Genomic DNA, 23,728 nt, shown 5'->3' with positions numbered 1-23,728 from the left:
ACCCATGAATTACTTGATCCAACAGGCCGCCATCCTCGGCGGCGAGGCCCACGACGTGCTGATCGCCGACGGCAAGATCGCCCAGATCGGCACCATTGAAGCCAGCGACGACGTACAGGTCATTGACGCGAAGAATCTCGTGCTGCTGCCAGGTCTCGTCGACACCCACACCCACCTGCGCGAACCAGGCCGCGAAGACGCCGAAACCGTGGAAACCGGTTCGCAGGCCGCTGCGCGTGGCGGCTACACCGCGGTGCACGCCATGGCCAACTCCACCCCGGTAGCCGATACCGCCGGCGTCGTCGAGCAGGTCTACGAACTGGGCCGCAAAGCCGGATGGGTGGATGTCCGCCCGGTCGGCGCAGTCACCGTGGGCCTGGCCGGGAAGCAGCTGAGCGAAATCGGCGCCATGGCCGATTCGCGCGCCGCCGTGAAGATGTTCTCCGATGACGGCATCTGCGTCTGGGACCCGCTGCTGATGCGCCGCGCGCTGGAGTACGTCAAGGCCTTCGATGGCGTCATCGCCCAGCACGCGCAGGAACCACGCCTGACCGAGGGCGCGCAGATGAACGAGGGCGAAGTCTCCTCCATCCTGGGCATGCCCGGCTGGCCCGCAGTGGCCGAAGAGTCGATCATCGCCCGCGACGTGCTGCTGGCTGAACACGTTGGCGCCCGCCTGCACGTGTGCCACGTGTCCACCGCCGGCTCGGTCGAAATCATCCGCTGGGCCAAGGCGCGCGGCATCAACGTGACCGCCGAGGTCACCCCCCACCACCTGCTGCTCACCGACGAACTTGTGCGCACCTATGATCCGGTGTATAAGGTCAACCCGCCGCTGCGCCGCGAAGCCGATGTGCAGGCCCTGCGCGCCGGTGTCGCCGACGGCACCATCGACGTGATCGGCACCGACCACGCCCCGCACCCTTCCGAATCCAAGGACTGCGAATGGGGAGCAGCCGCGATGGGCATGACCGGTTTGGAAACCGCGCTGTCCATCGTCCAGCACACCCTGGTGGACACCGGGCTGCTGGGCTGGGCGGATGTCGCTCGGATCACCTCCAGCGTTCCGGCGCAGATCGGCCGCGTGGCCGATCAGGGCCGCCCGATCGCCGTGGGGGAGCCCGCCAACCTGGCCCTGGTCGACCCGGCGGCACGCTGGAGGGTCGACCCGTCGGCCATGGCCACCAAGGGACGCAACTCGCCGTTTGCCGGCATGGAACTGCCAGGCTCGGTGCGCGCCACCTTCTTCCACGGCCACGCCACCGTGCTCGATGGCCAGCTGGCAACCCCGAGGGCGGCTCATGCCTGAGGGAGCACTCGGCCCGGTGATCATCACCGTCCTGGTCATCGTCGCCGCCATCGCGATGATCCTGGTCGGCTGGCGGAATCTCAAAGCCCGCCAGGGGCAGATCCCGGAGCCCTTTGAAGAATTCGACGATGCCATCGAGCACCGCTTCACCGGAATGTACGTGGCCACCACGAAATTCGATGACTGGCTCGATCGCATTGCCGTTCACGATCTGGGCGTACGCACCAACGCCACCTTGGAGGTCGGCGAACAAGGCGTGCACTTGATCCGATCCGGCAGCCGCGCTGTGCACATCCCCTGGGAGCACTTCGATTCGGTCAAGCGTTCCTCCGGGATGATCGGCAAATTTGTCGAGAAGAACGGGCTGATCGTGATCAGCTGGAATCGCGAAGGCTTCAACTTCGACACCGGATTCCGTCCCCGGTACTCCGAGGACACCCCCAAGATTTATCAGTTGCTGGCGTCGCATGGCGACGCAAGCCGAGCAGGAGACAAATAAGTGAATTCCCTGAGCAACCTACCAGCCGTGTTGATACTCGAAGATGGCCGCATCTTCCGCGGGCGCAGCTACGGCGCCGTGGGCACTACCCTGGGTGAAGCAGTCTTCACCACCGGCATGACCGGCTACCAGGAAACCCTGACTGATCCTTCCTACGCCCACCAGATCATCGTGCAGACCTTCCCGCACGTGGGCAACACCGGAGTGAACTCCGAGGATCCCGAATCCACCCGCATGTGGGCCGCCGGCTACGTGGTGCGCGACGCCGCGCGCCGTCCGAGCAACTGGCGCAGCGAGCGCACCCTGGACGATGACCTCAAGGAGTACGGCATCGTCGGCATCCGCAATGTGGATACCCGTGCGCTGACCCGCCACTTGCGCGAGGCCGGCGCCATGAAGGCCGGGGTCTTCTCCGGCGACGACGCAGCGAAGTCCGATGCCGAGCTGATCGAGATCGTCAAGTCCCAGCCATCAATGGCCGGCCGCAACATCTCCGCCGAGGTCTCGGTGGATTCGGCCTACATCGTCGAACCAGCAGACCACGGCTACGAAGGCGCCGCCAAGCACAGCGTTGCCGCGATCGACCTGGGCATGAAGTCGATGACCCCGCAGCGACTGGCCGAACGCGGCCTGCGCGTGCACGTGCTGCCGCACGATGCCACCTTGGAGGACATCAAGGCCACCGGCGCGAATGGCGTGTTCTTCTCCAACGGGCCCGGCGACCCGGCCACCGCCACCAAGCAGGTGGAACTGGTCCGCTCGGTGCTGGACGCCGGCCTGCCATACTTCGGCATCTGCTTCGGCAACCAGATCCTGGGCCGCGCACTGGGCTTCGACACCTACAAGCTGCGCTTCGGCCACCGCGGCATCAACCAGCCGGTGATGGACAAGGCCACCGGACGGGTGGAAATCACCAGCCAGAACCATGGCTTCGCCGTGGACGCCCCGATCGAGGGCGAACTGACCGCACCGGTGGAACGCTTCGGCAAGGTCGAAGTCTCGCACTACTCGCTGAACGACCAGGTGGTCGAAGGCCTGAACTGCCTGGACATCCCGGCGTTCTCCGTGCAGTACCACCCAGAAGCAGCATCTGGCCCCCACGATGCCGCCTACCTCTTTGACCGCTTCATCACCGCGTTGGATTCCGCCGCAGAAAAGGACAGCAAGTAATGCCTAAGCGCACCGATCTGAAATCAGTACTCGTCATCGGTTCGGGCCCGATCGTCATCGGACAGGCCGCTGAATTCGACTACTCCGGCACCCAGGCACTGCGCGTGCTCAAGGAAGAGGGCCTGCGCGTCGTCCTGGTGAACTCCAACCCCGCGACGATCATGACCGACCCGGAATTCGCCGACGCCACCTACGTCGAGCCGATCACCCCCGAGGTCGTCGAGAAGATCATCGCCAAGGAACGCCCGGATGCGATCCTGCCGACCCTGGGCGGCCAGACCGCGCTGAACACCGCCATCGCGCTGGACAAGTCAGGGGCCCTGGAGAAGTACGACGTCGAGCTGATCGGCGCGAACATCGAAGCCATCGAGCTGGGCGAGGACCGCGAGAAGTTCAAGGGCGTCGTCGAGCGCTGTGGCGCCGAGTCGGCCAAGTCCGTGATCGTGCACACCCTGGACGAAGCATTCGCCGCCGTGGAGGACCTGAAGTACCCGGTCGTTGTCCGCCCGTCATTCACCATGGGTGGCCTGGGTTCGGGCATGGCCTACAATCCGGAAGACCTGCGCCGCATTGCCGGTGCCGGCCTGCAGTACTCGCCGACCACCGAGGTGCTCCTGGAGGAGTCCATCCTGGGCTGGAAGGAGTACGAGCTGGAGATGATGCGCGACAAGAACGACAACGTCGTGGTCGTCTGCTCCATCGAGAACTTCGATCCCGTAGGCGTGCACACCGGCGACTCGATCACCGTGGCCCCTGCAATGACCCTGACCGACCGCGAATACCAGAAGCTGCGTGACATCTCGATCGCGGTGATCCGCGAAGTCGGCGTTGACACCGGCGGCTGCAACATCCAGTTCGCCATCGAGCCGGACACCGGCCGCGTGGTCGTCATCGAGATGAACCCGCGCGTCTCGCGTTCCTCGGCGCTGGCCTCCAAGGCCACCGGCTTCGCGATCGCCAAGATCGCCACCAAGCTGGCCGTGGGCTACACCCTGGATGAGATCCCGAACGACATCACCCAGAAGACCCCGGCTTCCTTCGAACCGGCCCTGGACTATGTGGTTGTCAAGGTCCCGCGCTTCGCCTTCGAGAAGTTCCCGGCCGCTGATAAGACCCTGACCACCACCATGAAGTCGGTCGGCGAAGCCATGGCCCTGGGCCGCAATTTCACCGAAGCCCTGCAGAAGGCCCTGCGCTCGCTCGAGCAGAAGGGTTCGGAGCTGAGCTTCGAAACCATTCCAGAGGCCGAGCACGAAGCTGCGCTGGCTTCGATCGTGAAGGGCTCCACCGAGCGCCTCTCGCTGGTCCAGCGCCTGCTGTTCTCCGGCGTTTCGATCGAACGCCTCTACGAGACCACTTCGATCGATCCCTGGTACCTGGATCAGCTGGCTTTGATCAACGAGACCGCGCAGCTGGTTGCCGAGAACAAGGACCTGCCTGAGGAAGTGTTGCGCGAAGCCAAGCGCCACGGCTTCTCCGACGCCCAGCTGGCACAGCTGACCGGCAAGTCCGTGGCTGTCATCCGCGGCATCCGCCATGCGCTGGGCGTGCGCCCGGTCTACAAGACCGTGGATACCTGCGCTGCCGAGTTCGAGGCCTTCACCCCGTACATGTACTCCTCGTACGATGAAGAGTCCGAGCTGGCCACCCACGAGAAGAAGTCCGTGATCATCCTCGGTTCCGGTCCGAACCGCATCGGCCAGGGCATCGAGTTCGACTACTCCTGCGTGCACGCGGTCATGGCGCTGCGCGCCGAAGGCTACGAGACGGTCATGGTCAACTGCAACCCGGAAACCGTCTCCACCGACTACGACATCTCCGATCGCCTCTACTTCGAGCCGTTGACCCTGGAAGACGTGCTGGAAGTCATCCACGCCGAAGAGCAGACCGGCGGCGTGCTCGGTGTCTTCGTCCAGCTCGGCGGACAGACCCCGTTGAAGCTGGCCGCTGAGCTGAAGGCCGCTGGCGTGCCGATCCTGGGCACCTCGCCAGAAGCCATCGATCTGGCCGAACACCGCGGCGCCTTCCAGCGCGTGCTGGATAACGCCGGGCTGATCGCGCCGAAGAATGGCACCGCCGTCTCCTTCGCCGATGCCAAGGCCATTGCCGACTCCATCGGCTACCCGGTCCTGGTTCGCCCATCCTACGTGCTGGGCGGGCGCGGCATGGAGATCGTGTACGACGAGGCGAACCTCGAGCGCTACATCACCAATGCCACCGAGATCACCGTTGACCACCCGGTCCTGGTGGACCGCTTCCTGGAAGACGCCATCGAGATCGACGTCGACGCCCTGTACGACGGCACCGACCTGTACGTCGGGGGCATCATGGAGCACATCGAGGAAGCCGGCGTCCACTCCGGCGACTCGGCCTGCACCCTGCCTCCGATCACCCTCGGCCCGGATGTGCGCGACCGCGTGAAGGCAGCGACCCTGGCCATCGCCCAAGGCGTGGGCGTACGCGGCCTGATCAACATCCAGTTCGCTCTGGCCAGCGACATCCTGTACGTTATCGAGGCGAACCCGCGTGCCTCGCGCACCGTGCCGTTCACCTCGAAAGCCACCGGTGTGCAGCTCTCGAAGATCGCCGCCCTGATCGGCGTTGGCAAGACCCTGGCCGAACTGCGCGGCAACTACCTGCCAGCAGCCGGCGACGGCGCGCACCTGCCTGATTCGGCGCCGATCGCCGTCAAGGAAGCAGTCATGCCGTTCGCGCGCTTCCGCACCCCGCAGGGCAAGGTCGTCGACTCGCTGCTCGGCCCTGAAATGCGCTCCACCGGCGAGGTCATGGGTATCGACAAGTACTTCGACACCGCCTTCGCCAAGTCGCAGGCCGCCGCGAACAACCCGCTGCCGACCTCCGGGAAGGTCTTCGTTTCGGTCACCAACCGCGACAAGCGCTCGATCGTGCTGCCGGTCAAGCACCTGGCGGATAACGGCTTCGAGATCATCTCCACCGGTGGCACCGCAGAGGTTCTTCGCCGCAACGGCATCCCAACCCAGGTGGTGGGCAAGCTGCACGAAGGCGGCGACTCGATCGTCGATCTGATCAACGCCGGCGAAATCGGTTTGATCCTGAATACCCCTTCGGGTTCCGACGCCCGTGGCGACGGCTACGAAATCCGCGCGGCAGCGACCTCCGTGGGCACCCCGGTGATCACCACCGTGGCAGAGTTCGGCGCTTCGGTGCAGGCCATCGACGCCCTGCGTGAATACGCTTGGGATGTCACCAGCTTGCAGAAGCACGAAGCCAACCTGAAGGCAGCCCGCAATGCCTAGCCCGATCCCATTCGGTGAACGGCTGCGTTCAGCCATGCAGGCGTGCGGCCCGCTGTGTGTGGGCATCGACCCGCACCCGGCGTTGCTGGATGCCTGGGGGCTGGGCGACACGGCAGATGGCGTGCGATCTTTCTCACTGACCGTTGTCGAGGCGATGGCCGGCGCCGCGGCGATTCTCAAGCCGCAGGTCGCCCTGTACGAGCGCTTCGGCTCGGCCGGGTTCGCGGTGCTGGAAGAAACCCTGGCCGCTGCCAGCTCCGCCGGGCTGCTGACCCTGGCCGATGCCAAGCGCGGCGATATCGGTTCGACCATGGCCGCTTATGCGACAGCTTGGCTCGATGACCACTCGCCCTTGGCCTCTGACGCGGTCACGCTCAGCCCGTATCTGGGCTACGAGTCCTTGAGGCCGGCCCTGGACTTGGCCGCCGCCACCGGCAGGGGAGTGTTCGTCCTAGGGCTGACATCCAATCCGGAGGGCCCTTCGGTGCAGCACGTTGGTGGTGAAAACTCGGTTGCTAAAGCTATTATCGACCAAGTCACCAAGGAAAATGCTGCTGCAGAAGATTTAGGCCATGTGGGTTTGGTCGTGGGCGCAACCATCGGCAACGCACCAGAAAAGCTGGGGATCGACCTCACGGCAAGCAAAGCCCCGCTGCTGACTCCCGGGCTCGGCGCCCAGGGGGCCACGGCGCAGGATATCGCCAAGTCATTCAGATCCAGCTATTCGCAGGTACTCGGAACCAGCAGCCGCGACATCTTGAAAGAAGGCCCTAATGTAGCGGCCCTTCGTGAGAAGGCACTGAGGGTCCGCGATGAATTGGTCGCCGCAGGCTAGCGAAAATCCCGCTTAGTGACAGAAACGCGTTGTGGCTACTAGAGTTTCTAGTAGCCACAACGCGTTTAGTCTTGCAAAAGCAGCGTTTGAAAGCTATGTTTCTCAACATAGCCTTAGTCAACTACACATTAAGGATGGCTGAACGATGGTACTGCGAGAACTCTCTGACGAAGATCGTATCCGGGCCCGCGCCAAAGCCCTTGCCGCTCGCACACGTCGTGCGGAAATCAAGGCGGAGTTCAGCGCCGGCAAAATTTCCATCACCGAGGTACTAGACTTGGTATACGAAGATGAAGCCGTGGGACGCATGCGTGTCATGGACCTTCTGGAATCGGTGCCGGGCGTAGGCGAAGTACGCGCGGCTAACTTGCTGGAACGCCTTGGCATTTCACCATCCCGCCGCTTGCGTGGATTGGGACGCAAACAGCGCACCGCAATCACCGAACACTTCAAGCAAAGCCCGCCAAAAACGAAAGTGTAGTCAATGACCGCTGCGTCGGTAACTGTTCTAGCCGGCCCCACGGCAGTAGGTAAGGGCACCGTCTCTACCTATATCCGTGACAATTATCCAGATGTCTGGCTCTCGGTGTCGGCAACGACTCGAAACGCTCGACCAGGGGAACAGGACGGAGTCCACTACTTCTTTGTGGGTCCGGAACGTTTCCACGAGCTAGTCGAGGAAGGCCAGATGCTGGAGTGGGCTGTCGTCCACGGCCAGAACAGCTACGGCACGATTCGCTCCACGGTCGAAGATGCAGTGGCCGAGGGCAAAAAGGTTCTGCTGGAGATCGATTTGCAGGGTGCCCGCCAAGTCAAGGAGTCGATGCCAGAGGCAAAATTCGTCTTCCTGGCACCACCATCGTGGGATGAATTGGTGCGTCGTCTTGTGGGGCGCGGCACTGAAACGCCCGAGGAACAGCAGCGCCGCCTGGAAACCGCTAAACTAGAACTTGCGGCGGAATCAGAATTCGACGTGACCATCGTGAACGACGATGTGGCACGTGCCGCCGAAGAGCTTGTAGCCCTCATGGGGCTAAAGAACGACAAATAGGGAGTCCTGTGTCCAACCTAGAGGGAATCATTAACCCATCGATCGACTCGTTGCTTGAGACCAACGACTCGAAGTACGCAATCGTGCTCAATTCGGCTAAGCGTGCACGCCAGATCAACGCTTACTACGCTCAGCTCAACGAAGGCCTTTTCGAATACGTCGGCCCACTGGTTGAGACCAAGCTGAACGAAAAGCCACTGACCATCGCCCTGCGCGAACTGGATGACAGCCTGCTGAAGGTTACTCCAGCCGAGGTCATCGAGGACTAATCGAAAAGTCGGCGCCCTAACCGGGCGCCTTCTTTTTCGTTAAGCACCTTTAAACCGTGCTCTCTGGCGTGCCGCCAGAGGCCGCAGGTCCACCAATCCATTGTCAGTTCCCACCGCACAGATAACTTCGAGGAAGTACTTCGTGAAGCGAATCGTCCTAGGCGTCTCAGCAGGAATCGCCGCCTACAAGTCCGTTCTCCTGCTGCGCTTGCTGCGTGAAGCCGGGCACCACGTCGACGTGATTCCGACCAGCAACGTGGAAAATTTCGTGGGAAACGCAACCTGGGAGGCACTTTCGGGCAATCCGGTGACCTCGAGCGTTTTCGATGCCGTGGAGAACGTCAACCACGTACGGCTCGGGCAGATGGCAGACCTGGTCCTGATCGTCCCGGCAACGGCAGACCTCATGGCCAAGGCAGCAGCAGGGATCGCCGACGATCTGCTGACCGGAACCCTTCTGGCCACCCGGGCACCGGTCGTGATGGCGCCGGCGATGCACACCGAAATGTGGCAGCATCCTGCCACCGAAAACAACGTTTCCACATTGCGCGAACGCGGCGTGCGCGTGATCGAGCCTGCTTCGGGACGGCTCACCGGAAAGGATTCCGGCCCAGGCCGCCTGCCTGAACCGGAAGAGATCTACGCATCCATCCAGGACCTTCTGGCCGACACCATCCTCGCCGGCACCTCGGTGCTCATTACCGCTGGCGGTACGCGCGAGCCGCTCGACCCGGTGCGATTCCTTGGCAACCGCTCCTCGGGGCGCCAAGGCGTTGCCCTGGCCGAAGCCGCACGCGCGGCCGGGGCAGAGGTCACGCTGATTGCCACGCATCTAGAGGTTCCCACGCCGCATGGCGTGCACCTGGTGCACGCGTCGAGCGCCCTGGAGTTGCGCGAGGCAGTGTTCGAACACGCGACCGGCAAGGATGTGCTGATCATGAACGCAGCGGTCGCCGACTTCCGGCCGGCGAGGATCGAGAACTCGAAAATCAAGAAGCGCGATGAGCATTCGGCTCCGGTCATCGAGCTGGTGCGCAATCCCGACATCTTGGCCGAGATCGTCCAGGCCCGAGGCGGCACGGAAGGACTGCCGCGGTTCATCGTCGGTTTCGCCGCGGAAACCGGTGACGAGCAGGGCAGCGTGCTGGACTATGGTCGAGCCAAGCTCGAGCGCAAAGGCTGCGAGATGCTGGTGGTCAACGAGGTTGGCGCGGCCCGGACCTTCGGCGAGGAAACCAACGCCATTCAGGTGCTGTTTGCCGACGGCCGCGAATCGGTGCAGGCCGCCGGAAGCAAATTAGAGGTGGCCCGCGTCGTCATCGAACAGATTAGCTACGCAACAAAAGGACATGCAGGCGACTTCTCGTGAGCTGCGCCATATGGTGCTTAGTCACGTATCGTCGCAACAACTGCCTAACGGTCCACCAGACCAGATAGAGTAAAAAGGTGACTTCAACAACCCCTGAACTTCGTCTCTTCACCTCGGAATCCGTAACCGAGGGACACCCGGACAAGATTTGCGATCAGATTTCGGACGCGATCCTCGACGCCATGCTGGCGCAGGATCCGGATTCCAAGGTCGCCGTCGAGACCCTCACCACCACCGGCCTGGTCCACGTGGCCGGAGAGGTGACCACCAACGGCTACGTGGAGATCCCTGAGATCGTCCGCAAGACCATCCTGGACATCGGCTACGACTCCTCGGCCAACGGCTTTGACGGCGCACGCTGCGGCGTGTCCGTGTCGATCGGCCAGCAGTCCCAGGAGATCCATGACGGCGTCTTCAACTCGCTGGAATCTCGCGAAGGCACTGCGAAGGATCCTCGCGACCTGCAGGGCGCTGGCGACCAGGGCCTGATGTTCGGCTACGCCTCGGATGAGACCGACTCGCTGATGCCGACCCCGATCTTCCTCGCGCACCGGCTCTCCGAGCGCCTGACCCAGGTGCGCAAGAACGGACGCATGCCTTTGCTGCGCCCGGACGGCAAGACCCAGGTAACCATCGGCTACGACGGCGACAAGCCGGTTTCCGTGGATACCGTCGTGGTTTCCAGCCAGCACGCTTCGGAATACGAGCTGGCCACGCTGAAGGCCGACCTGCACGAAGAGGTCGTCACCCCGATCCTGGAGCGCTCCGGCCTGGACGTGTCCGACACCAAGATCATCTTGAACCCATCGGGGCCATTCATCATCGGCGGCCCGGTGGGCGACGCAGGATTGACCGGCCGCAAGATCATCGTGGACACCTATGGCGGATTCGCCCGCCACGGTGGCGGCGCCTTCTCCGGCAAGGACCCATCGAAGGTCGACCGCTCGGCGGCCTACGCCATGCGCTGGGTAGCGAAGAACGTCGTCGCTGCAGGCTTGGCACGTCGTGCGGAAGTCCAGGTCGCCTACGCGATCGGCGTGGCCCGTCCAGTGGGCCTGTACGTCGAGACTTTCGGCACGGAAACCGTGGACCCTGCCAAGATCACCAGAGCCATCAACGAGGTCTTCGACCTGCGCCCGCTGGGCATCATCGAAGATCTTGACCTGAAGCGGCCGATCTACCGCAAGACCGCTGCCCACGGCCACTTCGGCCGCGAGGACAACGACTTCACCTGGGAGAAGCTGGACCGAGTCGACGCATTGCGCAACTGGTTCAACGCCTAGGAACCACAGAGTGCAGCAAGATGCCCTCATCGCAGCACCCGAGCCGACCCGCATCAAGCGGGTTGCCCGGGTGCTGATTGATTCTTCCGTCCCGCACCTGGATCGCCTCTTTGACTATGAGGTTCCGGCTTCGATGGCCGAGCACGCGCATCCCGGGATCCGCGTGAAAGTTCCCTTTGGCCCGCAGCAACTTGCCGGCTTCATCATCGAGATCCTCGACGACCATCCCTCGCCGATGAAACTGCGCCCCCTGGCGAAGATCGTCAGCGATCAGGTCGCCCTCTATCCAGAAGTCATTGAGGCCGCGTCTGAGGTAGCCACGCGCTACGCCGGAACCCTCTGGGATGTGGTGCGCTTGGCCGTTCCGGCCCGGGCCGCGAAGGTCGAAAAAGAGGAACTGGCCACCACTGCACCGACCTTGCCGCAAGGGCCCAACCAGATCGAGCGCTATGAGCACGGTCCCGAAGCCCTCGAAGCCTGGGGTACCGGGGCGACGCTGCGCGCTGTGGCCACCTGGGTGCCGAATATGCAGGGCTTCTGGCCAGGATTCCTGATGGATGCCGCGCGGCCGGTGCTCGAACGTGGCCGCCGCGTACTGATCATCGTTCCCGACGCACGGGATCTGAAAATCCTCGGCGATTACCTGGATGCCGAGTACGGGGCCGAAGCCTACGCCCGGTTGCAAGCCGACGACGGGCCCACCCCGCGCTATCGCAATTTCCTGCGTGCCATCGGCGGCCACGTGCAGATCGTCATCGGCACCCGCTCGGCAGCCCTGTGCCACGTGCCAGATCTTGAATTGATGATCATCTGGCAGGACGGCGACCAGTCACACCGCGAACTGCGCGCGCCCTATCAGCACAGCAGGGAAGTCGCGTTGCTGCGCAGCGCGCAGGCGGAGGTCTCGCTGCTCATCGCCTCGCCCGCCCGATCCGTCGAGGCGCAACGGCTGGTCGCCACCGGCTGGGCGACTGAACTGAAGTTGCCACGCGACTTGTTGCGTGAGCACACGCCGCGAGTTGTCGCCACCACCAACGATTTCGAGCTGGAGCGCGATCCGCTGCTGGCCCGGGCCCGCATCCCCTCGGTGGCGTGGCGGGAGGCGAGCAAGGCGCTGGAGCGCGGACCGGTGCTGGTTCAGGTCGCCCGCACCGGATTCGTCCCGGCGGTGGCCTGCCAGGACTGCCGCACGCTGGCGCGCTGCACCCAGTGCCAGGGGCCGCTACATATCGCTGGCAAGCAATCCCATCTGGCGTGCCGATGGTGCGGTGAACAGTTTCACGACTATCGCTGCCAGAATTGCGGTTCGCCGCGTATCCGGGCAGCCAGCATCGGGGCCGAACGCACGGCCGAAGAGCTGGGCCTGGCCTTCCCGAAGGTGAGTGTTATTTCCTCCACGGGAGCAAAACCGGTCGGCAAGATCAGCGCTAAACCGGCCTTGGTCGTGGCAACACCGGGAGTCGAACCGATAGCAGAAGCCGGATATTCTGCGGTGCTGCTGCTCGACGCGGACAGGATGCTCGCTCATGACTCCCTGCGCAATGCCGAGGAAGTGCTCTCGCGGTGGTTCGGCGCCGCCTGCCTGGCCCGAAGCGACGGGGTAGTCGTGCTCACCGGCAACCCGAGCCCTGCCGGAGCGAGCCTGGTGCGCTACGACCCTGCGAGCTTTGCCGAACGCGAGCTTGCCGAACGCCGCGAGGTGGGCCTGCCGCCAGCGGTGCGCAGTGCCGTCATCACCGGACAAGGGGCGCAACGCCTGATTGCGGCCCTTGATGTCCCCACGCGGGCGAGGGTGCAGATCCATGGGCCCACGGTCATCGACGGCCCGCCGATCGAGCACAAATACGTGCTGTTCTTCTCCTACGCCGATGGCCCGGAGGTCACCAGCGCGCTGCGCCACCTTCGATCGACGATGTCGGCCTCCAAGGACCCGCTGGTGAACATCGCGGTTGATCCGGACAACGTGCTTTAGGCCGCTTGCCGCTGGTTGCCCAGCGAACGCAGGAACGTGTCGATTTCGCCGGCGGTTTCCGGAGCCTTTTCGTAGTGGATCAGGTGCCCGACTCGTTCAAGCATGACCAGGCGCGCCTGGCCGAAGCTGCTGCGCAGTTCCTCCTGGGTTTGCTCGGTGCCCAACTCGTCCTGCATCCCGCCGATCATCAGTGTCGGCAGGCTGATTGCGGGGGAGTAGTGGCCGACCGTGGAGCTGATCGACGCGTGGTATGACTCGGCCAGGGTGCTGGTGGAATGGAATCCGCCAAAGTACCGGCGGTGCTGCTCGCGGACATAGGCGCGCATTTGCCGGTCCTTGCTCTTGGTCATCACCATGCTCATCGCATCGCTGAACAATCGTGAGCGCAGCAGTGGTTCGGCGATAGCCGCCGGCAGCTTCGCGCAGACCTCGTAGTAGCCGCTGGTGATTTTGGCCAGCAGCGCCTGGGACGAGTCCAGCGCCAATTCGGAGATCGGGTTCAGCAGCAGCAATGATGCGAAGGGGCGCATGGTTGCCAATTTCGCGGCGACGATCGATCCGAAGGAATGGCCCAGCAGGTGGACCTTGGCATCCAGACGCAGCTCGTTGCCCAGCGCCTGAAGGAATTGCGCGTAGCCCTCGACGCCATGTTCGAGTTCGCTCATCGAGGTGGATGCGCCGAAGCCGGGCAAGTCGGGGACAATGACCGTGTAGTGCTGAAGGTGCTCGACGATCCGGGCCAACCCGTGGTGATCCCCGCGGAAGCCATGGACCGCGAAGATCACGCCACGCGAAGGTTCTTCTGCCACCGTGGTGAAGACGCGCACGGTGGCGCCGTAGAGCTGGTGCGTGGTGATGAGCTGTTCTCGTGGGCGCATGGATCAAATCCTACCCGTCGAGCAGGGCCAGTGCGGTGCCCTCGTCGATGACCAGGTCGGTGATCAGCCCGCCCTTCAGCGCCCCGCGCACCGCGTCGAGCTTGCCACGGCCGGCGACCACGCAGAAGCGCGTGGGCACCCGGCGCAGGGAATCAAGTGTGGGGCCGGTGGACCGGGCATTGAGCGGAATATTGGAGCTGTTGCCGTCCTTGTCGAAAAAGACGGTCGCCACATCACCCACCACTCCCATCTCCCGAAGCTCCTGGGTTTCGCCTTTGGTCAGGTAGCCGCCACGGTAGACCTGGGAGATGACTGCCGACCCCGCCGAGCCCAAGGAGAACACGGCCAGGTTCATCTCCTGCTGCACGGTCAGCACGCGCTTGATCGACGTTTCCTGCCACATCGCTTCCCGGGTGGAGGCGCGATCGAAGAAGGCCGGCACCGGGAACTGCTCGGTGCGGGCAGTGAAGGCCTGGCCGAAACGGGTCAGGATATCGCTGGCGTAGCTCACCCCGCTGGTGACAGGGTTGGCCGCACCGTTGAGCTGCACGATCTTGGTGTCGTGCGTCGGATGGGAGGTGAGCGCCGAGGACACCGCCTGCATCGTCGATCCCCACGCCACGCCCACCGTCATCGAGGAGGAGACGATATCGCCCAGCAGGTAGGCCGCATGCGCCGAGACGCGGGCGAGCAGTTCGGAATCATCCATGGACCCGTCGGTGGGCACCACATTGAAGCTCACCCCGTAGTGCTCGGAAAGCTGGTTGCCCAGCAGGGCGGACATGTTGGCACTGGGGGTGATGCTGATCGAAACCATGCCGGTGCGCTTGGCATGGGTGAGCAGCCGGGAGACCGTGGAACGCGATGTACCCAGTTCCTTGGCGATCACTTCCATTTTCATGTCCTGCAGGTAATAGAGCTGGGCTGCCCGCAGTGCGTCCTTGGCCTTGGGCGTCGTGTGCACGGATGTGCCAGCCACGCCGCGCTTATATGTTCCCCCGGACGGAGTTTTCTTCATCAATCTGACCATTTCTGCACGTTTGTGCATTTTGTTTGACCGAATTGCCGTTCAGTAACAAGACTAGCCTCAGACTTATTCATTTGTTACAAAGGGGCACAAATCGTGATTCGGGAACAGCTATCCAAACTGCGTGAACGCCCGCAGGCGCGGGTACTGGTAGTTGGCGGTGGCATCAACGGCGTAGCGACCTTCCGCTACCTGGCCATGCAGGGCATCGATGTTGCGCTGATCGAACGCGGCGACTACAGCCAGGGCGCTTCCGGCGCCAGCTCGCACATGATCCACGGCGGCATCCGCTATCTCGAAAACGGGGAGTTCCGCCTCGTCCACGAATCGGTTCAGGAACGCAACTCCCTGCTGGAGATCGCTCCGCACTACGTGAAGCCGCTGCAGACCACCATCCCGATCTTCTCCACATTCTCCGGGATCCTCAGCGCACCCATGCGTTTCTTGACCCACAAGTCGGGCAAGCCCACCGAACGTGGCGCGGCGCTGATCAAAGCCGGCTTGATCATGTACGACGTGTTCGCTGGCATCGGTGGACGCAACACCCCTTGGCACAGCTTCAAGTCCGGTAAGGCAGCCCGCGCCGATCTGCCGCAGCTGCGCGATGACGTGAAGTACACCGCCACCTACTTCGACGCCTCCGTGCACAACCCGGAACGCCTCACCCTGGACGTGCTGCGCGAAGGCCTGGACGCCAATGAGGAGGCTCGTGCCAGCAACTACGTGGAACTCACCGGAGTCGACGGAGGCACTGCGAAGCTGCGCGATGTGCTCACCGGCGACGAGTTCGACTTCGACGCCGAAGTGATCATCAACGCGACCGGTGCCTGGGTCGACTTGACCAACAAGCAACTGGGCCGCGAAACCAAGTGGACCGGCGGGACCAAGGGATCGCACATCGTGCTCGATCACCCAGAGCTGCTCGAAGCCACCGGCGGACGCGAGATTTTCTTCGAGCACGAAGATGGCCGCATCGTCCTGATCTACCCGATGCTCGGACGGGTTCTGGTTGGCACCACCGACCTCGAGCACGATATGAACGAGCCAGCGGTATGCACCGACGAGGAAGTGCAGTACTTCTTCGATCTGATCCACCATGTCTTCCCCGGCATCAAAGCCACCGAGGACCGGATCGTCTACAAGTTCTCCGGTGTGCGCCCGCTGCCCAACCACGACGACACGGCGCCAGGCTTCGTCTCCCGCGACTACCAGGTGAAGGAAACCCGCCTGACCGACAAGACCACGATGCTTTCGCTCATCGGCGGAAAGTGGACGACGTTCCGCGCGCTCAGCGAAAATCTGGGAGCCAAGGCCCTGGAGTTCCTGGGCGAGCGCCAGGTCCAGTCAACCGCCGGCGTAGCTATCGGTGGCGGCAAGAATTTCCCCACCAACGACGGAGCGCTGGCAGCCTGGTATGCGGCCCGCGAATCCAAGGCTTCGCGTGACCGATTGCGCGTATTGCTCGAGCGCTACGGCACCCGCGCCGACGTCGTGCTGGCCCAGCTCGGTGAGAAGGAGCAGATGCTGGAGCACACCGACGAGCTCTCCTGCCAGGAGATCGCGTACTTGGCCCGCAACGAGCAGGTCGGCCGCCTGATCGACGTATTCATCCGCCGCACCAACCTTGCCTTCCGTGGCTTGGTGACAAAGAATTTGGTCATCGAGGTAGCAAACTGCCTGGCTGACCCAATGGGTTGGGACCAGTCTCAACTACAAACCGAAATCGACCATTCGCTCTCGGTTCTCGCAGACAGCCATGGAGTGATCCTGGGCTGATCTGCCACGTGGCCGGCGGCAGGTAGCCGCCGGCAGTCGAAATCACTAAGAGGTCAACGATGTCCACTCACGTGTTTTTCGCCGAGCTTCTCGGCACATTCGTACTATTGCTGATGGGTACCGGCGTCTGCGCCAACGTCGCCCTGAAGGGCACCTTGGGAACCGGCGCAGGCTGGCTCGCCATCAGCTTCGGCTGGGGCCTTGGCGTATACAGCGGCGTGTGGATCGCCGGCATCTCCGGCGCCCACCTGAACCCGGCGGTTACCTTGGGCCTGCTGGTCAACCCTGACGTAACCGAATACGCTCCGGGCGTTGCCATCACCTTGGGCAACACCCTGCTGTACTTCCTGGCCCAGTTCATCGGCGCATTCCTGGGCGCAACCGGCACCTGGCTGGCCTACAAGAAGCACCTGGATGATCCGCAGAACGCAGGCAACCAGCTGGGGGTTTTCGCCACCGGACCAGCAATCCGCTCCTACGGCTGGAACCTGGTCACCGAGATCTTCGGCACCTTCGTCCTGGTCTTCGTGATCGCCGGGCTGGGGCACACTCCGCACCAGCTTGGCCCACTGGCCGTAGCCCTGCTCGTTGTCGCAATCGGCCTGTCCCTCGGCGGTGCTACCGGGTACGCCATCAACCCATTCCGCGACCTGGGCCCACGTGTGGCCCACGCAGTGCTGCCGATCCAGGGCAAGGGCTCCTCGGACTGGGCCTACTCGTGGGTTCCATTGGCCGGACCAGCAATCGGCGGTATCCTCGGCGGACTTGCCGCCGCGCTAATGTTCTAGAAAGAGAGCAGTAAATCATGAGTGAAAAATTTGTGATCGCTATTGACCAGGGCACGACCAGCTCGCGCGCCATCGTGTTCAACCACGCGGGCGACGTGCACTCAGTCGGCCAACTCGAACACGAGCAGATCTTCCCGGCCGCCGGTTGGGTGGAGCATGACCCGGCCGAGATCTGGAACAACGTGCGCGAGGTGATCGGCCAGGCGTTGTCCAAGGCCAATCTGACCCGTCACGACATCGAAGTCGTCGGCATTACCAACCAGCGCGAAACCACCGTCGTGTGGGATAAGACCACCGGCGAGGCCGTCTACAACGCCATCGTCTGGCAGGACACCCGCACCCAGGACATCGTCGACGAGCTGGCGGCCGATGGCGGGGTGGACCGCTACAAGGAAACCGTAGGCCTGCCATTGGCCACCTACTTCGCCGGCACCAAGATCAAGTGGATCCTGGACAACGTCGACGGTGCACGCGAGCGCGCAGAAGCCGGCGATTTGCTCTTCGGCACGACCGACAGCTGGGTTCTGTGGAACCTGACCGGCGGCACCGACGGCGGCGTGCACGTCACCGACGTGACCAATGCTTCACGCACCTTGTTCATGGACTTGAAGACCCTGCAGTGGGATGAGAAGATCCTCGCTGATTTCGGTGTTCCGCTGTCGATGATGCCCGAGATCCGTTCCTCCTCCGAGGTGTACGGTACCGTGCATACCAAACAGCTGCTTCGAGAAGTGCCCGTCGCTGGCATCCTCGGCGACCAGCAAGCTGCCACCTTCGGGCAGGCAGCCTTCACCGCTGGCACCGCGAAGAATACCTATGGCACCGGCTGCTTCTTGATCTTCAATACCGGTACCGAGATCGTGAACTCGACCAACGGGCTGCTGACCACCATGGCCTACAAGCTCGGCGATGCCAAGCCGGTGTACGCATTGGAAGGCTCGATCGCGGTCGCGGGCTCGCTCGTGCAGTGGCTGCGCGACAACATCGGCATGATCTCCTCCGCACCGGAAATCGAGGAGCTGGCAGCGAAGGTGGAAGACAATGGCGGCGTGTACGTGGTGCCGGCATTCTCCGGCTTGTTCGCTCCGTACTGGCGTTCGGATGCCCGGGGTGCCATTGTCGGCTTGACCCGCTTCGCCAATAAGAACCACATTGCCCGAGCCGCGTTGGAGTCCACCGCATTCCAGACCCGCGAAGTGCTCGACGCGGTCAATGCCGACGCCGAAGTTCCGTTGACGGAGCTGAAGGTGGACGGCGGCATGGTCGCCAACGAGGCGCTCATGCAGTTCCAGGCCGACATCCTGGGCGTGCCGGTCGTTCGCCCGAAGGTCACCGAAACCACCGCACTGGGTGCCGCTTATGCCGCCGGCTTGGCAGTGGGCTTCTGGAAGGATCTGGGCGAGCTGGAAGCCAACTGGTCCGAGGACAAGCGCTGGGAGCCAACCATGGACGAGGAAGCGCGTGAGCGCAATCTTCGCCTGTGGAAGAAGGCTGTGACTCGCACCTTCGATTGGGTTGACGAGGATACCAAGGCCTAGCCCGGACGTATTCATTAGCAATCGAGTGCGCAACGACGCCCGAACCCCAGATGGTTCGGGCGTCGTTGCGTTGGGACGATGATTCTTCAGCCCTGCTCGGGCTCGCAAGACGGATCAGGCAGGGCCGGCTCGGGGGCGTCGCCGAGCTGCAGGGCGCCCCAATAGGTATTGCGCCGCGGCTTTTGTTCCGGATCAAGATGCTCGGGCAAGATCACGTGGGGGAGCCCATCGACATCCACGATCTTGATCTGCTCCGCATGCCGTTGATGATGCCCCGTGGTGCACACCCCGGCGCCCGACCAGACGCTGGTTTCCCCGCCTTCAGACCAGGGAACCTCGTAATGGTCGGTCTCAGTTTTCTCAGGAGGCGTCGTGCAATCGGGCACGATGCAGCCACGATCCCGGGCCATGATGGCCGTTCTGATCGCCCCTTTGTGGAATCGCCGGGATCGGCCCATGTCCAGGGGCTGGCTATTGGAACCCAGCACCAGCGGGATGACTCCCGCATGCGCGAGAAGCCGTCTGAGTTCGCCTGGTGGAATGTCCACCCCGTGGGCGCTGACGCCGTGTGCCTCAGCCAAGTTCTGCAAGTCGCTGAGCCACATGTACACCAGAACCTTGGGAACGATGCTCTTGGATTTGCCGGAGGTCCTGGACGCGACGAGCATGGCCATCAGGGCGTTAAGCCGGCGCTCGGCGGCGCTGGGAGAATCGGCCTGCCTAGCCGCGTTCCCTGTTGGCCGGTCTTCTGGTGGTCCGGCCGCGCTATCACCCGCGAACCCGTGATCGGGGGCATCACGCTCTTGCCCGCTCTCGCCGCGTGCCCATTCCGGCATCGGCTGCTCGCTGATCAGCCAGTCCGGCGTTGCGGCGGAGGATCGATCTTGCTCTTGGCCTGTGCCTGTGCCTGTGCCGCCATCGTGCTCGGTGGCTGGTTCATTGGCCTGATCTTCATCGAGGCGGGCCTTCTTGCGGGCTGCCCTGCCGGCCTTGGTGCGGAGATTGCTCGACTGCGCAGCCATGGAATGGAACACCTCGGCTTGGGTGGCATCGGTGCGCAGGTGGAAGCAGTGCACGCCGCCGATCACCTTGCCCACGAAGAAGCCGAGCTTCGGCGGGAGAATCATCCCGTGCGCCTGTTTGTACTGGTTGATCTGGGCATCGATCTGTTTTCGGGCTGCGTTGGGTCCGTGGTCGACCAGGATCCGCGCAGCGCTCTCCTCCAGCGGCAGGCCATCGCTTCCACGGGCCTGCAGCTCGGTGCCCACCCCGTCAAAAGTCGTATCCTCGGGTTCCAATTTCTCCAGTTGACGTGAAACCCGGGCAATTGCGCGTCGATCAACGCCACCACCGGCAAAGAGCGCGGCAAGGTGCTGAAAACGCGGTTCGCACTGCTCGCCGCTGGGAACACGCCGGCCGATCAGCAAATGGGCATCGTCGATGCGGCGTTTCGCGTCGAAGTAGCTGATGCCCAGCCATGCTGCGATCACCTCTGCCGCGTTGCCGTAGCAGGTCCGGCCGGCGGCTAGTTCCGGCGGCTTGGCGAAGAAGGCGTCCACTTCACTGGCTGGTTGTTCTGCCACCCGGTGCAGCGCATCCAAGGTAGGCAGGCTCAGGGCGTGGGCCGCGGTCAATTCGACATCGAGGGCCACCGCGGCCTTCTGGTAGTGCAACTGCTGCTCGACGCGTTCGATGAGCTCCAGCTGGATCAGGGCCAGGCGCGGATCCTTGCTCTCATGCACCAGCTGCCCGATCCCAGTGAGGATCTTCAGGCACACCATGCCCAGCTGGATGAGCATGGCCTGGCTGAGCTGGGGACCGGGTTTCCAAGGTCCCCGGCACAGCTCGAGCAATGCAGCCAGATGGGCGGTGAAGTTCATGCACCTAGGATTCCCCGGCAGCGCAAGCCGGGATCGGACACTTCATCCGATTGTGGAGAACTCGCTGGAAGGCTTGGGGCTTGCGGATGAACGGGTGGCTTGCGCGGCTGTGTCGCATCTAGCGCTTCACCAATGCGCGCCACTAGGCGATGTGCGATAGAATCGCGATATGCATTCAAAGCACAACCTAGTTTAAGCACGGCCATTGGCCGTACCCCCGAGTGGAAATTTGGGGGCTTTTGTTGTGTCTGGAACCAAAAACAAGTTTTCCTATCGGAAATTTTTCCGCAAAGCGTGTGAGAAGAGCAGCGTGACATCATCGACGAACGAACCTAGGACCTACGACTTCAGGGACATCGAGTCCAAGTGGCTGCCGGTATGGGACGAGCTAGAAGTATTCAAGCCCGCCGATGATGGCAGCCGCGAACGTCGCTATGTACTAGACATGTTCCCTTACCCTTCGGGAGACCTGCACATGGGTCACGCCGAAGCCTTCGCCATGGGCGACGTTATCGCCCGCTACTGGCGCCTGCGCGGCTACGACGTGATGCACCCGATCGGCTGGGATTCCTTCGGCCTGCCGGCGGAAAATGCCGCGATCAAGCGCAATAGCCACCCTGCCGAGTGGACCTACAAGAACATCGACACCCAGGCAGCGAGCTTCAAGCGCTACGCCATCTCGGCCGACTGGGATCGCCGCCTGCACACCTCGGATCCCGAGTACTACCGCTGGACCCAGTGGCTGTTCAACAAGTTCTACGAAAAGGGCCTGGCCTACCGCAAGGACCACCCGGTGAACTGGTGCCCCAAGGACCAGACCGTGCTGGCCAACGAGCAGGTCGTCAACGGAGCCTGCGAGCGATGCGGCACCGTCGTAACCAAAAAGAGCCTGAACCAGTGGTACTTCAAGATCACCGATTACGCTGATCGCCTGCTTGACGACATGGAGCAGCTCAAGGGCCACTGGCCTGAGCGCGTGCTGCTGATGCAGAAGAACTGGATCGGCCGTTCCGAAGGCGCCGAGGTGACGTTCGAGATCGAAGCCACCGATGACTTGCCTGCCGTGAAGATCCCGGTCTTCACCACCCGTCCGGACACCCTGTACGGTGCCACCTTCATGGTCGTTGCCGCCGACGCCGACCTGGCCGGCGAGCTGGTCACCGATGAGCACCGCGCTGCCCTGGAAGAGTACCAGGAGCAGGTCAAGGCGCTGAGCGAAATCGAGCGCCAGTCCACCGAACGCGAGAAGACCGGCGTGTTCACCGGCCGCTACGGCATCAATCCGCTCTCCGGCGAGAAGCTGCCGATCTGGGCTGCCGACTACGTGCTGGCCGACTACGGCACCGGTGCGATCATGGCCGTGCCCGCGCACGACCAGCGCGACCTGGACTTCGCCCGCGCCTTCGATTTGCCGGTGCGCGTGGTCGTCGAAACCGGCCTGGAAGACCCAAATGAAACGGGCACCGCCACTGCCGGCGAGGGCCAGCTGATCAACTCGGGCGAACTGACCGGCCTGGAGAAGAAGGACGCCATCGCCAAGGCGATCGAGATCGTGGAAGCCGCCGGCACCGGCAAGCACACCATCAACTTCCGCCTGCGCGACTGGCTGCTGTCCCGCCAGCGCTTCTGGGGCACCCCGATCCCGATCATCCACTGTGCCGACTGCGGCGAGGTCCCGGTTCCCGAGGACCAGCTGCCGGTGCGCCTGCCGGAGAACCTGCGCGGCGAGGACTTGGCACCCAAGGGCACCAGCCCGCTGGCCGCCGCCGAAGAGTGGGTCAACGTGGCTTGCCCGAAGTGCGGCAAGGACGCCAAGCGCGATACCGACACCATGGACACCTTCGTGGACTCCTCCTGGTACTTCCTGCGCTTCGTGTCCCCGGATTATACCGAGGGGCCCTTTGATCCGAAGGCCGTGCGCGACTGGATGCCCGTGGGCCAGTACGTGGGCGGCGTGGAGCACGCGATTTTGCACCTGCTCTACTCGCGCTTCTTCACGAAGGTCATCCACGATCTGGGCCTGATCGACGCCACCGAGCCATTCAGCGCGCTGCTGAACCAGGGCCAGGTGCTCAATGGCGGCAAGGCCATGAGCAAGTCGCTGGGCAACGGCGTGGATCTGGGCGAGCAGCTGGACAAGTTCGGCGTTGACGCCGTGCGCCTGACCATGGTCTTCGCGTCGCCTCCAGAGGACGACGTGGACTGGGCCGACGTCTCCCCATCGGGCTCGCAGAAGTTCCTGGCCCGCGCATGGCGCATCGCCCAGGACACCGCCAGCGAGGCCGGCGTGGACTACGCCACCGGCGAGAAGGCGCTGCGCCAGGTCACCCACCGCACCGTGCACGAGTCCGCGCAGCTGCTGGATTCGGGCAAGTTTAACGTGGTGATCGCCAAGACCATGGAGCTGGTCAACGCCACCCGCAAGACCATCGACTCCGGCGCCGGGGCAGCAGACCCTGCAGTGCGCGAGGCCGCCACGGTCGTCGCCCAGCTGCTGAGCCTGTTCGCTCCGTACACCGCGGAGGACATGTGGGACGCCTTGGGCTACGCGCCGAGCGTGGTCACCAGTGCCTGGCCAGAAGTGGACGAGTCGCTGCTGGTGGATGACACGGTCACCGCGGTCGTGCAGATCAAGGGCAAGGTGCGCGCGCGCCTTGAGGTGCCCGTGGACATCGCCGAGGAGGAGCTGCGCGAGCAGGCCCTGGCCCACGAGGCCGTGGTGAGGATGCTCGACGGCAAGGCGCCGCTGAAGGTGATCGTGCGTGCGCCGAAACTGGTGAACGTGGTTCCTGCCCCGTAAGCTCGG

Annotated in this window: 18 protein-coding genes; 15 read left to right on the top strand and 3 right to left on the bottom strand. The window is 63.5% G+C overall.

Features of this window, described 5'->3' with window-relative positions:
* Nucleotides 1-4 precede the first annotated feature (4 nt).
* The 11 genes from OF385_RS08145 to OF385_RS08095 all read left to right on the top strand — a co-directional run bounded on the left by OF385_RS08145 (nucleotide 5) and on the right by OF385_RS08095 (nucleotide 13,035).
* Nucleotides 5-1,309 carry a dihydroorotase gene (locus OF385_RS08145; RefSeq protein ID WP_264277811.1) on the top strand — a complete coding sequence of 435 codons (1,305 nt, stop codon included), beginning with the start codon at nucleotides 5-7 and terminating at the stop codon, nucleotides 1,307-1,309.
* Nucleotides 1,302-1,808 (top strand): hypothetical protein, encoded by a 507-nt coding sequence (locus tag OF385_RS08140; protein ID WP_264277810.1) that lies wholly within the window; start codon nucleotides 1,302-1,304, stop codon nucleotides 1,806-1,808. The genes OF385_RS08145 and OF385_RS08140 overlap by 8 nt, the downstream gene beginning before the upstream one ends.
* Nucleotides 1,809-2,978: a glutamine-hydrolyzing carbamoyl-phosphate synthase small subunit gene (gene carA / locus OF385_RS08135; protein WP_264277809.1), complete on the top strand. Its 1,170-nt coding sequence runs from the start codon at nucleotides 1,809-1,811 to the stop codon at nucleotides 2,976-2,978.
* Nucleotides 2,978-6,256, top strand: coding sequence for a carbamoyl-phosphate synthase large subunit (carB, locus tag OF385_RS08130; protein WP_264277808.1), 3,279 nt, complete (start codon nucleotides 2,978-2,980; stop codon nucleotides 6,254-6,256). The genes carA and carB overlap by 1 nt, the downstream gene beginning before the upstream one ends.
* Nucleotides 6,249-7,091, top strand: coding sequence for an orotidine-5'-phosphate decarboxylase (gene pyrF, locus OF385_RS08125; RefSeq protein WP_264277807.1), 843 nt, complete (start codon nucleotides 6,249-6,251; stop codon nucleotides 7,089-7,091). The genes carB and pyrF overlap by 8 nt, the downstream gene beginning before the upstream one ends.
* Nucleotides 7,092-7,236: 145 nt before the next feature.
* The gene (gene mihF / locus OF385_RS08120; protein WP_013349055.1) at nucleotides 7,237-7,572 is read left to right on the top strand and encodes an integration host factor, actinobacterial type; all 336 of its coding nucleotides are present in this window, start codon (nucleotides 7,237-7,239) and stop codon (nucleotides 7,570-7,572) included.
* A gap of 3 nt (nucleotides 7,573-7,575) precedes the next feature.
* On the top strand, nucleotides 7,576-8,142 hold the full coding sequence (gene gmk, locus OF385_RS08115) for a guanylate kinase (RefSeq protein WP_022875180.1): 567 nt from the start codon (nucleotides 7,576-7,578) through the stop codon (nucleotides 8,140-8,142).
* A gap of 8 nt (nucleotides 8,143-8,150) precedes the next feature.
* The gene (gene rpoZ / locus OF385_RS08110) at nucleotides 8,151-8,411 is read left to right on the top strand and encodes a DNA-directed RNA polymerase subunit omega (protein ID WP_022875179.1); all 261 of its coding nucleotides are present in this window, start codon (nucleotides 8,151-8,153) and stop codon (nucleotides 8,409-8,411) included.
* A gap of 142 nt (nucleotides 8,412-8,553) precedes the next feature.
* Nucleotides 8,554-9,780 (top strand): bifunctional phosphopantothenoylcysteine decarboxylase/phosphopantothenate--cysteine ligase CoaBC, encoded by a 1,227-nt coding sequence (gene coaBC, locus OF385_RS08105; protein WP_264277806.1) that lies wholly within the window; start codon nucleotides 8,554-8,556, stop codon nucleotides 9,778-9,780.
* 77 nt (nucleotides 9,781-9,857) lie between these two features.
* Nucleotides 9,858-11,063 (top strand): methionine adenosyltransferase, encoded by a 1,206-nt coding sequence (gene metK / locus OF385_RS08100; protein ID WP_264277805.1) that lies wholly within the window; start codon nucleotides 9,858-9,860, stop codon nucleotides 11,061-11,063.
* A 10-nt stretch (nucleotides 11,064-11,073) separates the two neighbouring features.
* Complete coding sequence (locus tag OF385_RS08095; protein WP_264277804.1) at nucleotides 11,074-13,035, top strand: primosomal protein PriA; 1,962 nt, start codon at nucleotides 11,074-11,076, stop codon at nucleotides 13,033-13,035.
* Here OF385_RS08095 and OF385_RS08090 read toward each other — a convergent pair.
* Complete coding sequence (locus tag OF385_RS08090) at nucleotides 13,032-13,913, bottom strand: alpha/beta fold hydrolase (RefSeq protein WP_264277803.1); 882 nt, start codon at nucleotides 13,911-13,913, stop codon at nucleotides 13,032-13,034. The two genes, OF385_RS08095 and OF385_RS08090, sit on opposite strands and share 4 nt — an antisense overlap.
* 10 nt (nucleotides 13,914-13,923) lie before the next feature.
* The gene (locus OF385_RS08085) at nucleotides 13,924-14,931 is read right to left on the bottom strand and encodes a sugar-binding transcriptional regulator (protein WP_264277802.1); all 1,008 of its coding nucleotides are present in this window, start codon (nucleotides 14,929-14,931) and stop codon (nucleotides 13,924-13,926) included.
* A gap of 105 nt (nucleotides 14,932-15,036) precedes the next feature.
* Here OF385_RS08085 and OF385_RS08080 point away from each other — a divergent pair, with 105 nt between their 5' ends.
* The 3 genes from OF385_RS08080 to glpK are packed head-to-tail and all read left to right on the top strand — an operon-like array spanning nucleotide 15,037 to nucleotide 19,042.
* Nucleotides 15,037-16,716 (top strand): glycerol-3-phosphate dehydrogenase/oxidase, encoded by a 1,680-nt coding sequence (locus OF385_RS08080; RefSeq protein WP_264277801.1) that lies wholly within the window; start codon nucleotides 15,037-15,039, stop codon nucleotides 16,714-16,716.
* Nucleotides 16,717-16,775: 59 nt separating this feature from the next.
* A complete protein-coding gene (locus OF385_RS08075; RefSeq protein ID WP_264277800.1) occupies nucleotides 16,776-17,504 on the top strand; it encodes an MIP/aquaporin family protein in 729 nt (242 codons plus the stop codon).
* A gap of 17 nt (nucleotides 17,505-17,521) precedes the next feature.
* The gene (gene glpK, locus OF385_RS08070) at nucleotides 17,522-19,042 is read left to right on the top strand and encodes a glycerol kinase GlpK (protein WP_264277799.1); all 1,521 of its coding nucleotides are present in this window, start codon (nucleotides 17,522-17,524) and stop codon (nucleotides 19,040-19,042) included.
* Nucleotides 19,043-19,128: 86 nt separating this feature from the next.
* Here glpK and OF385_RS08065 read toward each other — a convergent pair whose 3' ends face one another.
* On the bottom strand, nucleotides 19,129-20,922 hold the full coding sequence (locus tag OF385_RS08065) for a 13E12 repeat family protein (RefSeq protein ID WP_264277798.1): 1,794 nt from the start codon (nucleotides 20,920-20,922) through the stop codon (nucleotides 19,129-19,131).
* A gap of 310 nt (nucleotides 20,923-21,232) precedes the next feature.
* On the opposite strand from OF385_RS08065, the gene leuS reads away from it, so the two are divergent.
* Nucleotides 21,233-23,722 carry a leucine--tRNA ligase gene (leuS, locus tag OF385_RS08060; RefSeq protein WP_264277797.1) on the top strand — a complete coding sequence of 830 codons (2,490 nt, stop codon included), beginning with the start codon at nucleotides 21,233-21,235 and terminating at the stop codon, nucleotides 23,720-23,722.
* Nucleotides 23,723-23,728 lie beyond the last annotated feature (6 nt).

Origin of the sequence: Glutamicibacter sp. JL.03c, from assembly GCF_025854375.1 — a bacterium.
Lineage (GTDB): Bacteria > Actinomycetota > Actinomycetes > Actinomycetales > Micrococcaceae > Glutamicibacter.
The sequence above is the reverse complement of the archived record's forward strand: the minus strand, read 5'-3'. Positions and strand labels throughout refer to the sequence as shown.